General features: G+C 36.6%; 18 protein-coding genes and 1 pseudogene. 12 read left to right on the plus strand and 7 right to left on the minus strand.

Annotation, left to right across the window (positions count from 1 at the left end):
- Positions 1-8: 8 nt before the first annotated feature.
- Positions 9-596, minus strand: coding sequence for a metalloregulator ArsR/SmtB family transcription factor (locus ACQKMH_RS07775; RefSeq protein ID WP_427586832.1), 588 nt, complete (start codon positions 594-596; stop codon positions 9-11).
- Between the two features lie 161 nt (positions 597-757).
- Here ACQKMH_RS07775 and trhA point away from each other — a divergent pair, with 161 nt between their 5' ends.
- Positions 758-1,402, plus strand: a complete 645-nt coding sequence (gene trhA, locus ACQKMH_RS07780; protein ID WP_427586833.1) for a PAQR family membrane homeostasis protein TrhA — start codon at positions 758-760, stop codon at positions 1,400-1,402.
- An 81-nt stretch (positions 1,403-1,483) separates the two neighbouring features.
- Positions 1,484-1,969, plus strand: a complete 486-nt coding sequence (locus ACQKMH_RS07785; RefSeq protein WP_427586835.1) for a YusW family protein — start codon at positions 1,484-1,486, stop codon at positions 1,967-1,969.
- A 306-nt stretch (positions 1,970-2,275) separates the two neighbouring features.
- On the opposite strand, the gene ACQKMH_RS07790 is transcribed toward ACQKMH_RS07785, so the two are convergent.
- Positions 2,276-2,848, minus strand: a complete 573-nt coding sequence (locus ACQKMH_RS07790) for a biotin transporter BioY (protein WP_427586836.1) — start codon at positions 2,846-2,848, stop codon at positions 2,276-2,278.
- A 322-nt stretch (positions 2,849-3,170) separates the two neighbouring features.
- Between ACQKMH_RS07790 and ACQKMH_RS07795 the strand changes: the two genes are divergently transcribed.
- The 3 genes and pseudogenes from ACQKMH_RS07795 to ACQKMH_RS07805 form a co-directional block, all read left to right on the plus strand.
- Positions 3,171-3,689: a hypothetical protein gene (locus ACQKMH_RS07795; protein ID WP_427586837.1), complete on the plus strand. Its 519-nt coding sequence runs from the start codon at positions 3,171-3,173 to the stop codon at positions 3,687-3,689.
- A gap of 19 nt (positions 3,690-3,708) precedes the next feature.
- Positions 3,709-5,241 carry an SPFH domain-containing protein gene (locus tag ACQKMH_RS07800; RefSeq protein WP_427586838.1) on the plus strand — a complete coding sequence of 511 codons (1,533 nt, stop codon included), beginning with the start codon at positions 3,709-3,711 and terminating at the stop codon, positions 5,239-5,241.
- 114 nt (positions 5,242-5,355) lie between these two features.
- A pseudogene (locus ACQKMH_RS07805) lies at positions 5,356-5,877 on the plus strand (DNA-methyltransferase); the annotation flags it as partial.
- A gap of 452 nt (positions 5,878-6,329) precedes the next feature.
- Here ACQKMH_RS07805 and ACQKMH_RS07810 read toward each other — a convergent pair.
- From ACQKMH_RS07810 to ACQKMH_RS07830, 5 genes are all read right to left on the minus strand, one after another.
- Positions 6,330-7,349, minus strand: a complete 1,020-nt coding sequence (locus tag ACQKMH_RS07810; RefSeq protein WP_427586839.1) for a Gfo/Idh/MocA family oxidoreductase — start codon at positions 7,347-7,349, stop codon at positions 6,330-6,332.
- 295 nt (positions 7,350-7,644) lie between these two features.
- Positions 7,645-8,688: a Gfo/Idh/MocA family protein gene (locus ACQKMH_RS07815; protein WP_427586840.1), complete on the minus strand. Its 1,044-nt coding sequence runs from the start codon at positions 8,686-8,688 to the stop codon at positions 7,645-7,647.
- A 1,319-nt stretch (positions 8,689-10,007) separates the two neighbouring features.
- Positions 10,008-11,312, minus strand: coding sequence for a (Fe-S)-binding protein (locus ACQKMH_RS07820; RefSeq protein ID WP_427586841.1), 1,305 nt, complete (start codon positions 11,310-11,312; stop codon positions 10,008-10,010).
- Position 11,313: 1 nt separating this feature from the next.
- Positions 11,314-12,723: an FAD-binding oxidoreductase gene (locus tag ACQKMH_RS07825; protein ID WP_427586842.1), complete on the minus strand. Its 1,410-nt coding sequence runs from the start codon at positions 12,721-12,723 to the stop codon at positions 11,314-11,316.
- 24 nt (positions 12,724-12,747) lie between these two features.
- Positions 12,748-13,455 (minus strand): FadR/GntR family transcriptional regulator, encoded by a 708-nt coding sequence (locus ACQKMH_RS07830; RefSeq protein WP_427586843.1) that lies wholly within the window; start codon positions 13,453-13,455, stop codon positions 12,748-12,750.
- Positions 13,456-13,892: 437 nt separating this feature from the next.
- On the opposite strand from ACQKMH_RS07830, the gene ACQKMH_RS07835 reads away from it, so the two are divergent.
- The 7 genes from ACQKMH_RS07835 (at position 13,893) to ACQKMH_RS07865 (ending at position 18,435) form a co-directional block, all read left to right on the plus strand.
- Positions 13,893-14,189: a hypothetical protein gene (locus ACQKMH_RS07835; protein ID WP_427586844.1), complete on the plus strand. Its 297-nt coding sequence runs from the start codon at positions 13,893-13,895 to the stop codon at positions 14,187-14,189.
- Positions 14,190-14,272: 83 nt separating this feature from the next.
- The gene (locus ACQKMH_RS07840; protein WP_098369600.1) at positions 14,273-14,728 is read left to right on the plus strand and encodes an N-acetyltransferase; all 456 of its coding nucleotides are present in this window, start codon (positions 14,273-14,275) and stop codon (positions 14,726-14,728) included.
- A 1,218-nt stretch (positions 14,729-15,946) separates the two neighbouring features.
- Positions 15,947-16,111, plus strand: coding sequence for a GntR family transcriptional regulator (locus ACQKMH_RS07845; RefSeq protein WP_427586845.1), 165 nt, complete (start codon positions 15,947-15,949; stop codon positions 16,109-16,111).
- Positions 16,112-16,186: 75 nt separating this feature from the next.
- Entirely contained in the window at positions 16,187-16,648 is a 462-nt protein-coding gene (locus tag ACQKMH_RS07850) for a FadR/GntR family transcriptional regulator (RefSeq protein ID WP_427586846.1), read from the plus strand.
- A gap of 202 nt (positions 16,649-16,850) precedes the next feature.
- Positions 16,851-17,174 carry a hypothetical protein gene (locus tag ACQKMH_RS07855; protein WP_098369602.1) on the plus strand — a complete coding sequence of 108 codons (324 nt, stop codon included), beginning with the start codon at positions 16,851-16,853 and terminating at the stop codon, positions 17,172-17,174.
- Positions 17,171-18,178 (plus strand): DMT family transporter, encoded by a 1,008-nt coding sequence (locus ACQKMH_RS07860; protein WP_098369603.1) that lies wholly within the window; start codon positions 17,171-17,173, stop codon positions 18,176-18,178. Before ACQKMH_RS07855 ends, ACQKMH_RS07860 begins: the two co-directional genes overlap by 4 nt.
- A 17-nt stretch (positions 18,179-18,195) precedes the next feature.
- Positions 18,196-18,435 (plus strand): hypothetical protein, encoded by a 240-nt coding sequence (locus tag ACQKMH_RS07865; RefSeq protein ID WP_427586847.1) that lies wholly within the window; start codon positions 18,196-18,198, stop codon positions 18,433-18,435.
- Positions 18,436-18,481: the final 46 nt, after the last annotated feature.

Here is an 18,481-nt window from a genome sequence, read left to right on the forward strand (position 1 = left end):
AAGGTTTATTAAACGATATCAGCCCACATTTCTCGGGGATTCAATTCATATATGCTGTTTTCGCGGTACATGATGCTGCCGATAATGAGTTCACGTCTTATTGTTGCATAATCATCATGGAAGGTCTGGATGAATTCATTCAATTCTTTTTCTGAATACTTTCGCCCGTTTTCCAATGAGCTGGCTATATGATAAAGAACGATCATTTTCTTTTTTCTTTGGGCGGGGATGGTTTTTAATCGACCATCTGCTGTAAAAAAATTATTAAGGACCTTTTTATGCTCTAAAATCAGCTTTTGATTATCCACTTTATTAGAATCCTCCTTATTTGAAACCATATTAGGTAATGCTGCAGAATAATGCTCCAGGACATCTTCATTCAAAAAATAATATACAGTATTTTTTTCCCTACGGTCCGTCACTAAATTAACGTCCTTCAATTTCGTTATATGGTGTGATATGGTTGGAGCTGTTAATTTTAATATTCCGGCAAGTGCCTGGCCGTGTTTTGGACCATTTGCAAGAATGGATAGAATCCTTATCCTAGTCACATCACCTATCGTTTTATGGAAAGCGACCAATTTTTCTAATTGCACTTTTATCCCTCCTCTAGTTAGATCGTTGTCTAATTAGATGATAATCTAACTAGTCAGTGGTTTTCAAGTTAATTTTTACTTTTCTATAATGCTTTGAAGAACTAATGTATAATTGAGATGTATAGTAATAGATATTTATCCGTTGATTAAGGAGCTGTAATATGGCTAATACGCATGTTTATACAAAAAAAGAAGAAGTGGTCAATGCGATAACTCACGGTGTCGGTGCTTTGCTGAGTATTGCCGCTCTTGTATTTTTAATCATTTTCTCAGTCCAGAAAGGAACGCCTTGGCATGTAGTCATTTCAGTCATTTATGGAGTTTCGATGCTTCTTTTATATGTCTCATCTACTTTAGTGCATAGTTTTCCACCGGGAAAAACGAAGGATATATTTGAAATCTTTGATCATTCAGCCATATATATTTTCATTGCGGGAACATACACACCGATCATGCTGCTAGTGATACGAGGATCACTCGGCTGGACATTGCTTGGAATCATTTGGGCAGTCGCAATCATTGGCGTCGTCTTCAAAGCTTTCTATGTGAAAAAATTCCTATTCCTTTCAACCATTCTCTATATTGCGATGGGGTGGATGATCGTTATCGTATGGGGACCGCTTTCAGCTACGATGCCGTCAGCTGGTATACAATTACTGATTGCAGGCGGGTTACTTTATACGTTTGGGGCTATCTTTTATGTTTGGCGCGGTTTTCCGTTCCATCACGCCGTTTGGCATGTATTCGTGCTTGGGGGGTCTGTTACGCACTTTTTTGCTGTATTGCTTTATATCATTCCACTGTGATCAATCCTGAGGGATTCTTGAGGTTTTAAATTAACCCTTTTAGGAAATAGATAAGGTATATAGACAAAGGAGGAAGTGCTAATGAGAAAATCCATCAAAATATTAACAGTCCCGTTTGCCGCTATGCTTGTTTTGGTTGGATGCGGGGAAGAAAATGATGAAGTGAAAAATCCTCCGGTTCAGGAAAATGAAAATCAAGCGGAAACAAATCCTGAAACGGGGACGGATAATAATGAAAAACTGCCTTTCACTTACAAGGATTTTCAATTGGAAGTTGATTATGCGGGCAATGATAACGAATATGAAGCTGAATATGATACAATGGGAGCTCAAACAGAAGCTTCAATCGATGACAAACTAAACAAACATGAAGTTCAAGGTGATGAAGCAATGGCAGAATTGACACCCATTTTAGAAAAATTGACATTCACCAAGGATTCAACAGAGGAAGAAGTCATTCAAGAAGTGACAAAAGCTTTTGATTTAAAGGATGACTATGAAGAATTCGACTTAGAGGTCGTTTTCGATGATAATACGAAAAAAGAATATAAAGTGAATAATAAATAACTAAAACCGTTACTATCCTCTTCTTAAAGTGAAAAAATGGTAATGCTTATTCGCAACAGTTGTCAAATAGCTGTTACTATAGTAAAATAGGTACGGTTAGCAAAGGGGTTCACATACGATTGCTATTCATATTCGGACTTATGGGGATAGGACCGCAATAAACACTTGTAAAAAAAGATTCTTTTTATAAGAGTCTTTTTTTTGTATAAGTGGTCTTTTTTAAAATTATGGTACCAGTAAATAGTAACAAGATGAAAGAGAGGGTACCGAAAAGCGGTACCCTCTCTTTCATTCAAATAATGATTCTCATTGGGAAATTGTTGGGTTTTCTTTTGGCAGCATGTTAGCCGACGCTAACCTTGAACGGATTGTGATACCAAGCCATGATGCAAGGAAGGCCTTCAGAATGCCTACAATAATAAATGGAGCAAAACCACTGGAAAACGCTACTGTCCATGATAATGAGCTCATATATTTTAACCAAACCGTACCGATGATCAAGGTGAGGATCATCCCGATAATATTGGCAACAAAAGCCATAGCAACTGAAAAACGAGTTTTTTCCAGTATCAAGCCGGTTATATATACTGTCGGGATATAGGATAATAAATAACCACCAGTCGGCCCGAATATTTTGGCTAGTCCGCCAGACATTTCAGCGAACACGGGTACTCCTGCAGCCCCTATGAACAAGTATAATAAAACGGAAGAAGTTCCATAGCGTGAACCTAGTATCGTGGCAGCCAGTCCTACAGCTAGCGTCTGTCCTGTAATGGGTACCAAGGGCAGTGGAATTGTAATTTGGGCAAGTATTCCGATAAGTGCTGCAAATAAGGCTGTAACCATCATCATTCTTAACTTCTCATGACTTTCCTTCATCGTGCTTCCTCCTATTGTAAACCTATTATCGAACGAGTTAACATATAATGAATTTTAATATGTTAAGCAAACACTGTCAATAATATTATGAATTTTATAAAGCAGTTTGTTAAATGATCGAGTTGTAAAAAAACAAAAAAATGGAGCGTATCTTCAAACTTGGAAAAATATGAAACTTCTTGATGCTGTTATTCGTATGAATGGTAAGCAAAGAAATGGGAGGGGATTATGAACATAGATTTTACATTAGGAAGATAAAACGCTTAGCCTAGGTCGTAAAAAGGATGCGGCTTAGAAAAATCAAATTTAAAGGATGAAAGAGATGGATTTATTTGGAGTTCCATTTGAAACAGTCTATTTATATGGATTAATCATATTCGGAGGGCTAACTTTCTTATTTATCTTGTTTAATGATATATTTTCTGGCCTGGAATTACCGGATATATTAAATCCAACGCTCATTTTTAGTTTTTTGACCGTATTTTTTGCAAGTGGTTTTTTGCTTGAATCACTTACAGGACTGAATAGTGGATGGAGTGCTGGCATTTCACTGCTTATTTCATTTTCCATCGTCACCTTATTGAATGTATTTGTTTTGATTCCCATCTCATCAGCGGAAGAAAGTCTAACATTTCATGAAAATGACCTGAGAGGAAGGGTTGGCAGGGTCCTGACATCTATCCCTGTTGACGGATTCGGGGAAGTCCTGATTGAAAGTCTCAGTGGAAACATCGCGAAAACTGCGGCCAGTTATAAAAATGAAGGAATTATTTCGGATACAAAAGTCTTGATCATCGAAGTTAGAAATGGGGTTGTCTACGTATTGCCCCATCAGGATTAAAAAAAGTAGGAGGTAGTTTATGTTTAATTTGATTTGGGTTGTCGTCGCCATTGTGGCATTTTTACTTATCGCACTTATTGCTGTCTTTATTACGAAATATCGCACGGCCGGTCCTGATGAAGCATTGATTGTGACCGGAAGCTACTTAGGAAGCAAAAATGTACACATCGACGAATCAGGAAATAAAATCAAGATCGTTCGTGGTGGAGGTGCATTCGTTCTGCCGGTGTTCCAGCAAGCAGAACCATTGAGCTTGTTGTCAAGCAAACTTGAGGTCTCAACTCCCGAAGTATATACAGAACAGGGTGTTCCAGTCATGGCTGATGGCGTGTCAATTATCAAGATTGGCAGTTCGATCACGGATATTGCCACAGCGGCGGAGCAATTTCTTGGCAAATCGAAAGATGACCGAGAACAGGAAGCCCGTGAAGTATTAGAAGGACATCTTCGTTCCATACTTGGTTCGATGACAGTAGAGGAAATTTATAAAAATCGCGAAAAGTTTTCCCAGGAAGTACAGAGGGTAGCCTCACAGGATTTAGCTAAAATGGGGCTCATCATCGTATCATTCACAATAAAAGATGTTCGTGACAAAAATGGATATCTTGAATCCCTAGGTAAGCCAAGAATTGCACAAGTGAAGAGAGATGCAGATATAGCTACCGCAGAAGCAGAGAAAGAAACGCGAATCAAACGTGCCGAAGCATCGAAGGAAGCACAGCGAGCCGAACTTGAGAGGGCAACAGAAATTGCCGAAGCCGAAAAAATAAACAAACTGAAGGTAGCTGAGTTCAGACGTGAGCAAGATATTGCCAAAGCCCGGGCTGACCAAGCATATGATCTTGAAACGGCCAGATCCAAGCAGGATGTAACGGAACAGGAAATGCAAATCAGGATCATCGAACGACAGAAGCAAATCGAGTTGGAGGAAAAAGAAATCCTTCGCCGTGAAAAGCAATATGATTCAGAAGTGAAGAAAAAGGCCGATGCCGACCGTTATGCGGTAGAGCAAGCTGCCTCCGCTAACAAGATGAAACAAATTACAGAAGCGGATGCCGATAAGTATAAAATTGAAGCCATGGCGAAAGCAGAAGCGGAACGTGTTCGAATGGATGGTCTTGCTAAAGCGGACGCACAAAGAGCACAAGGTACCACTGAAGCGGAAATCATCCGGTTAAAAGGGGTAGCCGAGGCTGAAGCCAAGCAGAAGATCGCTGAAGCTTTTGAACAGTTTGGTCAGGCAGCCGTTATGGATATGATTTTGAAAATGCTGCCGGAGTATGCTAAACAAGTGGCAAGCCCGCTTAGTAATATCGACAAAATTACTGTTGTGGACACGGGTGGAAGCGGTGCGAATGGCGGGGCTAATAAAGTGACCGGGTATGCAACGAATTTAATGGCGACATTACAGGAATCATTAAAGGCATCTTCGGGCATTGATGTCAAAGACTTACTTGAAAATTTCTCAGGAAAGCGCAATTTCCCATTTTCCTCCATCAATCAAGAGAATGTTGAAGCGAATAAGAATTTGGCAGCAGGCAAGGAAGAGTAGCAGGGTGAGAAATAAAGTTAGGTAAGAGCGTTATTTATGCTCTTACCTTTTTTGAATAGTGTTTGTTTAAAAAAGGAAGGACCAGGGTAATCGAAACCATAAGAATTTAAAAGAGTCCTAGTTCCAGGTGGAATAATGGTCATTTTTTACGAAATGAGTGATATATCAATAGTTTCAGAAAAGCTGAAGTTGAAACAACAAGGAATAGGAATTTGGGAAAAAACCAATCCTGTCCCAATTAATGCGAAAGTAAATTATTTGTCAAACTCAAGAGAATATTTTATTTCCTATACTAAAGGGATAAAAAGAACGTTTAATTCTTATTATGATAGGGCTTCTTATGAAGCACCTATAGTTAGTGGAAAAGCGAGATTTCACCCTTGTCAAAAGCCAGTTGCTATTCTCGAAAAAATAATTGTAACTCATTCTAATAAAGGTGAAACAGAATTAGATTGTTTTATGGGTTCAGGATCAACAGGACAAGCTGATATAAATCTAAATCGGAACTTTATTGGCATCGAGTTAGATAATACCTACTTTAATGGAGTATTGAATGCTTTGAATAAAGATACGGCAAGTATAAATGGTGTTGTTGCTGCTAAAACCTCTGAAGACATCAGATTACACCTCTCGTGACAATTACAAATTGGACTACTCAAGGCTTTAACCATGAACATAACAATTCGAATTTAACACCGTTTCCCGGGGGGATTATATTAGTAATTCTATATCTAATGCTTAATAAGCGTAAACCGAGAATTATTTAGATTTATCTATTCCTGATTTTCGCCAAATCCCTATCCTAGAGATAATGATGATTTTACATAGGATCATGGTGAAGTAAAATACCTGGGCGTATATGCTTTTTCAAAAGAGGAAAATAAGTTTAACCGAAGTAGATATCCTATTGACTATTAAGAAAAAAGGCTTTAGTAGGAGACAGTTCATCAGAATCCAGTTCATGAAATAATAAAAGAAGATACCGGGAGAGTAGTAAGAATTAAGTAGTGATAAGTGTAACCTAATGACACGTTGGAAAATCCTAACTTGAAGGGGGGATTCCCCCTTCAATCACTTCTACTAATTAATCAAATCATAACATGCTGATCAAGTTTAATAGGACTGTTTCTTTTCACAGATTCAATACTTGCTAGTGCAATTTTCAAAGCCCATCGAGCATCTTCCGCAGTTACTAATGCTGGTTTATTATGAATCACACAGTTTACAAAACCTCTTAATTCTGCAATGTAAGCATCAAACAATAAATCTTGATCATATCGACATGTATTAAAACTTACCCCGTTATGATTATATCTCGTCATGCTAGATTCACGGATTCCCCCTGCAGTAAGCATACCTTCAGATCCGAAAACCTCTGCCCTAACATCATAACCATATACTGACTGGAAATTCGCTTCTGCAGTTCCTATCGCACCATTATCAAATTTTATCGTTACAACAGCAGTATCTAGTAATCCATTACACTTTAAATCTGGACGAATTAATGCATCTGCCATCGCATACAATTCAACAGGCTTTGCACCAGGATTCAAATACATTAATGCATCAAAGTCATGGATTAAGGTTTCTAAAAAGATCGCCCATTCTGGAATTAATTCCGCTCTATTTAGCTTTGGATCTCTTGTTGTTGATTTTAACAATTGTGGCATACCAATTTTACCAGATACAATTTCTTCATGGACAGCTTTAAAGCCTTTTTCAAACCTTCTATTAAAACCAACTTGAACCAAAATATTACTTTTTTCACACTCTTCAACAATTTCGTTTGCTTCTTTTAAATTAACAGCCATAGGTTTTTCACAAAATACCGCTTTACCTTGTTTCATAGCAGCAAGGACATGACTAGCATGTGTACGTGCTGGTGAAGCAATCACCACGGCATTTATTTCAGGATCTTGAATTAATTCAATCGGATCTGTGTATGCTTTTGCATTTATGTCTAATTGATTTATAAATTTTTCTGCAGCACCAGGTGAAGGGGATGCAACCGCATATAATTTAGCTTGTGGTAATCGATAGGCAAGCGTCTCCCCATGAAAAGTTCCCATTCTTCCAGCACCAATTAAACCAACTTTTAGTTTATTCATAAAATAACCTCCTGAGAATTTATGTAGTATATACATTTACCTATTTAGGAAAGTCCCTGTTTTCAACTCAAAGTGTGAGTGGCACCTTACGAAAACAAGCTAAATCCCACACCCTCAAAGGATACAGTGAGACAGGAACGATTGCATGGTATTTTACACTCTGGAAGATAGGGGCTGTCGATTGATAGTCTCTATTTGTCTTGTATATCTTTAGGCAGCCTGAGTAGTTACTTATGTATATTTTTAGAATAGATAACTTCAGCTTCTCAAATATTTCATTTCTTATGTCAGCTCATCATTTTTTAAAGAACTGCTCCTTAGTTTGACGGGCATAGGACAGGCCCTCTAATGATAAATTTACAAATGTTTCTTTTTCAATAGACTTAAAACACGCCTCAATAGCATTCATATTTTGAATGGTATCTTCTAAAAGACCCTCTTGCATTTTCCCTTCTAATATTAATTGAGAGAAATACTCTACTTCTAAAGTGTATTGCTGTCCATATAAATCTTCTACCCTATAATTTCCACTTTCATCAACTATAACAATATGCGCATTTCCATTTTGAGGTATAAAGGCTCTTGGTGCTTGAACGGTTCCTTTTGTCCCAATAATTTCATATTGACCCACTCTTGTTCGGTCCATTGCAGCATCAAACTCTGCTATAATCCCATTTTCAAGCTCAAATATTCCCGTTACTGACATATCTACTTTATTAGATATGTCATTTTGAGTTGAAGCAAAAACCCGTTTAGGTTCGGTATTTAAAATATTTCTAATTGAATGAATACAGTAACAACCGACATCATAGATACTGCCTCCGCCTAATTTTTGATTCATTCGAATATTTCCAATTTGATCCTCAAGGAAAAAAGAAAGGCTCACCCTCATAATCTTTACTTCACCAATTTCACCGGAAGCAATAATTTCTTTTACTCTTTTATGTTGTGGGTGAAATTGATACATAAAACCTTCCATAAACATAACGCTGTTTTTCTTACATACTTCGATCATTTCTTTTGCTTCTATTACAGTCAAGGCTGCGGGTTTCTCACAAAAGACATGCTTTCCTTTCTCAGCTGTTTTCTTTACCCAGGTTGAATGGAGTGCATTTGGTAAAGGAATGTAAACTGCATCGATATCTGGATCATCTAACAACTCCTCATAAGTCCTGTAAATCTTAGGAATCCTAAAATTTGAAGCAATTTCGAATACCTTATTATTTGAACTGGCGATTGCAACTACTTCTGTATTAGATGCATCCGTAAATGCTGGAAGTAATTCATCTTGAGCAATGTATGCAGTGCTTAAAATTCCCCAACGAACTTTTGTAGCCATTTCTTCCAACTCCTTTAATTAGCTTTATAAAAAGGTATCTGTATAAATAAATCATTTTTATTTATACGATTAAAAAAGCTATTTATTTAAATAATTGTTTTTGTTTTGCGAATAGGAGGGGTTTATCAAGCTTAATCTGCTGAACCCATCTGGTCTTTCTTCTCCAAACTAAAGTTTCACTAGCTTGAACAGGTGTATTTCACCAAATAAAGCTGAGATATCCCCCTTATCATTTCTGCTTTTTTCTAAGAAACATCGGCAACCGAAGGTTTTGAAGTAAAAAACTTTTTTCATTACATGCTTTGCAAGGTTCACTTTATCTATTTTAAGATACACAGGGCTTTGCTAATTTTTCTTTTTGATGCAAAAATACCCTTATGTAATCGGTTTCTTTTTAAAAAATTATAATGATTGATGATTTTTCCTATTAATTTAACTAATTATATAAAAACATATAATAATAGTAATTGGGTTTTGAAGACATGTTTTTACACTTTAAAGACTTCCTTTAAAGAAGCTGGGTAAGTGTGACAAATTGTTCAGTTCAAAAGGTTCTAAATGGAAAACATCGTTATGGTACAAATACCATGAAAGTGGAGAGAAGCGTTATCTGCTCTTACAATATGTTTTTTCTACTTAGGTAAAGGAAGGGGGAAATTGAATTCCCCCTAAAACTACCTAAGAAAAGATATGTAATTTTGCGTAGGTAACCCGGCCCCTTTCGATAAGCCTTACTCCATTAAATGGCCCAATTGTTGAATATGCAAGTAAATATAAAACCCCTGTATTACATTTTAATACAGGGGTCTGTTCGAACATTTTTATAAACGGTCAAACTTTTTTTAAAATAGAACCTCATATAATTAGAGGAATTCAGCTATTAGACCTTCGGAATTTGTCCAGACAACAGGAAAGAAATGTTCCTAGATTTAGCCTAATTAACGGTTTTGTGAAACAGAGAAAAATCCTTCCAAAAGGGGTTTGGAGGGTTATTTAGCATGGCCAAAAACAGTATATAATAAGGAAAATGAAATTTTTAGAGAAAGATATTGACATCCTATTCGCTGGTTTAGTTGATTAATGAACCAAAAATTCTCAATCTTTTTAATAAAAGAATAATCCATTTAAATAGTATAAGGACATGTTTTGATTAATCTTTTTTCTAAACATGTCCTTATACTATTTGTTCAGTTATCAAGGTTTCGTGTATTAATTTGATCAAATTTTGTTTCAAAGTTACAATAACACTTTATTTACTTGAGATTCTATTGGTCTATTAGGCAAGACACCTTGCCCAATAGACCAATAGATGAAAGAATTTAATAATCGATACCGGCAGCTTCAGCTAAATATTCAATTAGATGAAGGGCGCGCATTGATTGTGTGAGTCCTTCACGATCAATACCAAGTTTCATCTGTAATAGGCAGCCAGGATTTGTTGTAATAATAACAGCTGCCTCTGTGGCTTTAGTGTGCTTCATTTTCTCGTCAAGAATCTGCATGGATGAATCATAATTTAAAATATTATAAATGCCTGCAGATCCACAGCACATGTCAGCCTGATCCATTTCAATAAGTTGTATTCCAGGCACTTGTTTCAATAATTCGACTGGTTCTTGCGTTACTTTTTGAACGTTCGTCATATGGCAAGAGCGCTGATACGTAACTCTCTCGCCAGCTCGGGCTGCTATCTCTGGTAATCCGCATTCAACAAGAATTTGGCTGATATCTTTTGACTTAGCTGAAAAAGCTCTTGCTCTGTCTGCCCATTCGCTGTCATCTGAAAGTGAATGACCGTATTCATCCAACATGGCGCCGCATCCTCCAGCATTATTGACAACAAAATCAGCTTCCACTTTTTCAAAAGCCAGAATGTTTTGTTTCGCAAGATTGCGTGCTTCATCCATTTCTCCAGAATGGGCGTGCAGTGCGCCGCAGCATGTTTGTTTCGGTACAACGACAACATCACAGCCCGCTTCTGAAAGAAGCTTAATGGATAATTGGTTAATGTGGTGGAACATCGCATCCATAATACAACCGGTGAAAAAGGCAACTACATATTTCGGATTCAATTTTGCTTTCACCTCTGTCAGGGCACGCCCTCGTTCCACCGGTGAAACCGGTTCCGGCATGATTGCTTCGAATGCACCAAGATTATAAGGTAACTTTTTCATAATACCTGATGAACGAGTCACTTTTTGCAGCCCACTTTTTTTGTACAGCCAAATGGAGTGTCCAGTGACGTTCATCATCTTCCTACTTGGGAAAACCTTTTTCAGCATTGATTTTCGAAGTAGTCGCACAGGAATAGAAAAGGTTTTGCGTTTGACAAGTGCTGCGCGAGTGGATTCTAAAATAGAACCATATTCTACACCTGTCGGGCAGGCTGTTTCACACGCCCTGCAGCCTAAACACAAATCGAATGGTTCTTCGAGAACAGATAAGTCTGTAATTTTTCCTTCACCGACCATTTTCACTAAGTTAATTCGACCACGTGGTGAATGTGTCTCTTTTCCGAATGTTGTATAAGTCGGACACACAGGCAAACAATAGCCGCATTGGACGCAGTTATTCGTTTTGTCGTATTGAAGTTCTGCTCTTAACTGTTTAAGTGATGTTTCCATGTTAGCTCAACTCCAATTTTTGTCCCGGTTCAGGGAAAATTTTCCCTGGGTTCATAATGTTATTTGGATCCCATACTTCTTTAATCCGTTTCATAATATCGAGGCCAGCTGCCCCTAGCTCCATTTCCAAAAAGGGAGCTTTCATCATTCCAATGCCATGCTCGCCGGACAAGGTTCCTCCAAGCTCAATTGCCGCCATAAAAATATCCGCAACAGCTAGTTCAACGCGACTCATTTCTTCTTTATCCGTTTTATCACAAATAATGTTAGGATGAAGGTTACCATCACCTGCATGCCCAAAAACAACGAGATGAACACCATACTTGTCTCTTATTTTCTGCAGTCTTTCACACATTTGAGGAATTTTGCTGCGAGGAACGGTGGCGTCTTCTGAAATTTTCGTAGGCTTAATCCGAACAATGGCCGGAGATACGAGCTTTCGTGCTCTCCATAGTTCCGCTTCTTCGACTTTGTCCTTTGGAATTCTAACTTCTCTTGCTCCTACGGCACGACATAATTCAGAAGCCTGGGCAACTTCTTCTTGCAAAGCAAGTGGATGGCCATCCATTTCAATTAAAATAAGTGCAGCCGCATCAACAGGTAAGCCAAGTGGCTCAAACTGTTCAACTGCTACAATGGATGCCTGATCCATCAATTCCATTTTTGAAGGGAAGATACCGGCAGAAAGAATTTTGGAAATCGCACTTCCTGCATCTACTAAACTATCAAAAATAACCATTATTGTTGCAGTAGCCTTCGGTTTAGGAATGAGTCTGAGCACTGCTTTCGTAATGATGCCGAGTGTACCTTCTGATCCGACAATCAGCTTCGTTAAGTCGTATCCGGTCACATTCTTAACGGTACTCCCGCCTGTTTTTATGAGTTCTCCTTCAGGTGTAATCACTTCAAGGCCAATAACATAATCTTTCGTTACGCCGTATTTCAGCCCCCTCGGCCCTCCAGAGTTTTCAGCTAAATTGCCGCCAATTGTCGAGACGTGAGAACTGCTTGGGTCAGGTGGATACATAAATCCTTTTTGTTCAGCTGCTTTATGTATATTCGATGTCAAAACACCAGGAGAAACCACTGCTACAAGGTCCTCTTCGTGAATTTCCAGAATATCATTCATCACAGATAAATCGAGGACGATGCCCCCTTTAACCGGAAGCGGCCCGCCACTTAAACTAGTAGACTGGCCCCGTGGATAAAGAGGGATTTTTTCCCGATTCGCAAACTTCACGAGGGATACTAGCTCTTCTGTACTTTTTGTCTGAATGACGAGGTCCGGCAAATACGTCCCGAATGAAGCATCGAATGAATAGCTAAAGCGGTCACTTTCAGCTGTATAGACTTTTCCCGTTTTTATAATTACATCGATTTCCTGAATGTGATTGGCGGTTACTACTTTCATTTCATTATCATCCTTTCTGTTTTGCTATACTGTATAATCCTGTAAAAATAAACTTAATTTTTTCTCGGCGTTTCTTAAATGAATCTGGCATTGAAGTTTAGCCAATTCGGGCTCTTCTGCTTCAATTGCCTGAAGAATGCTTTGATGTTCATCGTAGACTGCTTTACGTTTTCGTTTTAATTGTTCGTTTGGACGAAGAGTAATGTTTAACGCTTTTTCATAGAGAGTAGATAAGCTTTCAAGCGTTTGAATCATAATCGGATTTTGCGTAGCCTTAATAATGGAACTGTGAAATTCTATATCAGAATGGATGGCTGTAGTTCCTTTTTCAATAGATTCTTCTTCCATTCTTTTTAAAATATTCTTCATTTGGTCAAGGCATTTTGGTGTACGTCTTAGGGCAGCTAAATAGGCCGCTTCAGGTTCCAGAATCTTTCGCATCTCAAATAGATACTTAATATTTTCAACATCATCTCTTTCAACTTGTATGCGATGTATGAATGTTGAACTTGTCGTTTCTTCCACATAGCTTCCGCCTCCTTGACGGGAGTTAATGACACCAGCAGCACGCAGCATGCTTAATGCCTCGCGTATGGGTGCTCTGCTTACAGAAAAATGAGCCGTTAACTCCTTTTCCGTTGGCAGCTTAGAACCTGGACGGAACTGCCCTGTTTCAATCATGTTTAATAATTCACGGGAGATCATTTGAGAAACACTTTCTTTTTGGGACAAAATAATCTATCACCTTTCATGTTTTATCTCAATAGAGAAGGATAAAAGCTAATAATTTGTATGACATATTTATGGAATGCATTGAGATTTTATTCTAACTTTTAGAAATATATCGAATCGAAAGCGCTTTCAATTTGTTTATAATAAAGAAAAACCTTTAATTAAACTACGAAAAACGAATATTTGTATTACAAATATTGTATAAAAAACTGTTGAGTTAATCAAGAGTTTTCTTTAATGACTACAACCTGGTTTCGCAAACTGTAAAACTTAATATTAAAAGGGAAGAACTTTAGAAACTATACTGATGTAAAAGGGTACTTTTAAGTTGTTTTCAGTCCTCAATTAATGGAATGTTATTTAGCTTATTCTCATTAATAAATAAATTGAGGTTTTTGTTTTTAAATATTTAAATTTATGAGGGAGCGACATGAGCAATGCAACTATGTTTAGAAAGACAAACGACTAGAAAAGTGAAAAGACGAATTGTACCATTTCTTATTGTCTTGTATGTAATCGCATTCATTAACAGAGCGAATTTAGGTTATGCGGCTTTGGACAAGAACGAAGCACTGGCACTAACAAGCCAGATGTTTGGAAGCGTTTCTGGTATTTTCTTTATCAGCTATTTCTTGTTTGAAATTCCAAGCAACGTGTTGCAGGAAAAGTCCGGTGCGCGAAAATGGATTGCACTTATTCTTGTTACGTTGGGAGCCGCCGTAGTGTTGACATAAATAAAAAAACATTCCATTGCATAAAAATACAAAATAATATATTTTTATAATAAACATTCTAAGATCTAATAAGGAGATAAAATATGGATATTTATCATGCAGTAACTAGTGATGTTAAAAATATTTATAATTTAATACAAATTCACGCTGAACAAGGAGTAGTTTTACCTCGTACAAAATTATCCCTATATCAACATTTACAATGTATGTATGTCATGAAAGAGGATAATAAAATACTTGGGGTTGCCGGATTACATGTTTTAGGCCAGGACCTGGCAGAGGTACGTTCATTAGTCGTTGCTCCAAGTCATTCTGGTCAAGGGATAGGTCGTAAATTAGTTAATCATATTATAAATGAAGCCTCACGACTTGAAATTAGCAGATTAATATCATTAACATACGAAACGGAGTTTTTTAAAAAATGTAATTTTGAAATTATTTCAAAGGATACTTTGCCAGAAAAAGTGTGGATTGATTGTATGAATTGCCCCAAGTTTAACTCTTGTGATGAAGTTGCAATGATTAATTATATTGGATAAAAAAATTATCATCAGTCCATTCAATATGGCTGTCCTGAATAAAGGCGGATTACACATTTCCGTTAATGTTATTTTAAGTAGAAAGCACCTTATGATAAGAGGTTAGAAAGAGAGGGTGACACACGAGAGTGATGAGTATCTTTAAGTAAAATATGTATTTATAGCTCTAAAATATAAAAGTAAAGGTTACGAGAGAAAGAGAATGGCCCCCTAACGATGGTGCCATTTTCTTCGTCCTTTCGGAGAGAAATTAACGCCGAAAAAACAATTTTGGAATAAATTCTAAATCAAGTACTAGCGATTGAATTAGATATTACAAATTATATAAAGATTAAAACAAAAAAGATTGTCAAGAATAGTACCTGGCAACCTGAAAAATAATGCTCTTTTTACTATAGGGATATTAAAAAAATAATAGACTAATAATATTATGTTGTATAATCTTTTATTCGTACGTAGTCGTAGGAAGATCAAAACCCCATACGGTCGCACTTTCTTTACCTAAATTAAGGGGTACTCGAATTACATCTCAGATCCTTGTAGATAGTTTTTAACTTTTGTTAATTCTAAGTCGTTTAGGGGTTTTCCTTCATAAATTGCCCAAAGAAATAGATATTGTTCCAGATAGAATTTCTAATTTTTTGTCACATTTACCGATAGCCATTGCTAACCGCCTTAGTCATTATGGCAACAGTTTAAACGCAATAGTTATTTTTTTTTTGATATTTGTTCTTCGAATATAAAGAATAGTAGCTCTAACTTACCAAACGTCAAATCATATTTCGAAATCTAGGAATATGTTTAAACTCAACATCAGCTAGTGTCCGTGCAAATACATTAAGAAAGCAAAAGTAAAATGTGTTTTTTTACATAACTTTGAGGTAGCGTACCTAGTCTGATCCCGAAGAAGACGGTATTTATCACAAAGATTCATAAAAAATACAAATGCGAAAATGGGATAATTTTTAAGAAAAAAAAAGATTGACAAAGGCAAGTAGTTAGTTTAATTTTTAATTAAGAATATTCTGATTAATAAAAAAATTTTTAAACTTTATTCTGATTTACACACGGTCGACTGGAAAATGGTGGTGTATTTGAATATCTTTTTATAAGATTACATCAAGAACTAAATAACATATTATTTTTTTAAAACATTTGCTTTTTCTGGTTATACTGGTAATACCGGTGTAACCAATAAAAGAAATAAGGTGATTAAAGATGAGTGGAAATTTATTATATTTTGAAGTAGCTGAAGAAATAGAGAACAAAATTAACAAAGGAATTTATGAAGAAGGAGAAAAACTTCCTTCTGAGAGAGAGTTAACACAATCATACAATGTAAGTAGGAATGTGATTAGGCAAGCACTCACTATTCTCAGGTAAAAAGGGTTAATTACCATAAAACCAGGAAAAGGAGCTTATATTACAAAGATAAAAGATACATTAGTTACTGAAACTTTGAAAAGAGTAATTGACAAATATGACTCCTCTATTGAAGATATCCAGGAGGTTCGTCATGAACTTGAAACTTTAGTCATTAAATTAGCTGTTAAAAAGGCTAGTAGTGACAATATCGAAGAATTAAAAAGCATTTGTAACCAAATGGATGAAGACATCAGTATCAGTAGTTTTTTAGACTGGGATTTAAAATTTCATAGGACTTTAGCTAGTTCAACTCAAAATCCAATTTTTTCTGTTTTAGTTAATTCATTCTTTGATATGACTGAACATACGACTTTCTTATTAACTAACTATACAAGTAGTTTTATCAATGTAATGGATAAAGCTCAAGAACATCATTGGATGTTGATAAAATCAATTGAATCAAGAGATGTTGATCGTGCGATATTAGTCATGCATGATCATATGAATTTATTCGGTGAAGAAATCAGTTTACTCAAGATTGATAAACTAATTTAAATAACTACTTTGAAAGGGGTGATGTACTAAGGTTTTAGTTGTACGAAAAAACAAAAAAGGGGTTGTAAAAAGTGGATAAGAAGCTACCGATTTTTCACCCTGGGATTCCAGCTACAGTAAGTATTGTAATTGCGGTAATTACTGCATTGTTATGTGCAAACTGGCTAGACAATATTATGAAATTATAGTTAGGAGTGAAAAAGTGAAACCACCTTTAAAGTATTCTATTTATTCAATTTTATATTTTTCCGAAGATGGAATTTGGGAGTATGAAATATACCAAGGATTAAAGAATCATTACAATAAACAATCGCTAAGTAAAATTCGCTCTATATTACTTGAGTTATCGAATAAAAGTTGGACAGATGAAGTGGAGGTGGTAACTCACAATGACTCTATTTTAAGGAAGTATAAATTACAAGCACGTCACAAGGAATTTATTGATTACCAACTCTCACCTCGAAAAATTATTGATGAATTAGGTTTAAAAATAGGAAATCTAATTACGGGGAGGGGCACTGCATGAGCGCCGAGTCTTTAGAAAAAATTAAAATGTTGCAAGAATCTCGTAAAGTTCGAATAGGGATGGTGTATGCAGCACTTGGTGCTCCGATGCTAGGAGTAGCTTTTGGTTTTGCAGGTTCAGCAGGGACTTTAGCCCCTTTTAATATGGCATTCCCTACAGGTTCAATGGCATTTCAATTTTTTGAATATATGTTTGGTCTGCTTGCTATCTTTATCTATTCTTTTATGGTTGGAAGCGCAAAAGATAATTTTAGAATTTTCAAATCAAAAATTTCATGGTACGGAGTTTTTACCGCCATGACGGGTATGATTGGCGATTTTCTATTCTTTTCAGCTTCTGCGATAGTAGGAGGAGCAATTGCTGGTCCTTTAGCAGCATTGTTTGGATTTTGGGGAGCTGTCATTACTTCGCTAGTCTATAGGGAAAAGATACTACAAAAGTGGACAATAGTAGGAGTTATCTTTATAGTAGCTGGAATTTGGGTTGCATCTGGTGGAATGAGTATTGCAGCTCCAGAGGGTGTTTCGGGAACAATTGTTTTGATAGGTGCTGCTATGGGACTGCTTTCTGCCATCATGTATGGAGTTGAGAACTTTGCGATTGCTGCTGGTTCAGATATGATCCCTGAAGAAAGTACATTGTTTTGGAGAGCTGGCTGGGCATTAGTCGCTTTGATTATTCTTAACTTCACAATAATGCCTAAGTTTACAGATATTGCTAGTATAATGTTTCAAGAACCTATGTGGTGGGCATATGCTGCAGTAACTGGTGGTGCTTGGGGAGTCTATATGATTGTCGCTCTATATATAGGAATAAATACAGCAGGAACAGTTGGTGGAGGATTATTAGCGAGTACAGGGTTTGTATGGACAACACTTCTTTCGATGACTGTTTATGGCGGGACTTGGAGCACTTCATTATTAATAGGTTCCCTAATCATGTTTGCTGGAATTAGTGTTATGTTATTAAGGCCGTCCAATTCAATAAGTAAATTAAGAGAATAGAAAAGGAGTAATGCCAATTGGATGAGATCAAAAACGAATATTTAAAGATATCTAAAAAAGAAGCCAATTACTTAATTCGTGGTGTCCTTGCAAGTTCAATGGTATTTGTTATTCCATTTATCATTATTATTATAAATGGTTGGTGGGAACCGTTAGGTACTTCACAAGACGGCTGGCGTTGGGTCGCTACTTCAACAGTACTTATTGCTTTAGTATATATAGCGTTAATCTTTGATAAGAAGTATAGGAAACATTAATTTTTGAATCAGTAACGGATTTCATTTCTTTAAACGGTCAAGTAAC

Source organism: Peribacillus sp. NPDC097895, assembly GCF_050277555.1.
Taxonomy (GTDB): Bacteria; Bacillota; Bacilli; order Bacillales; family DSM-1321; genus Peribacillus.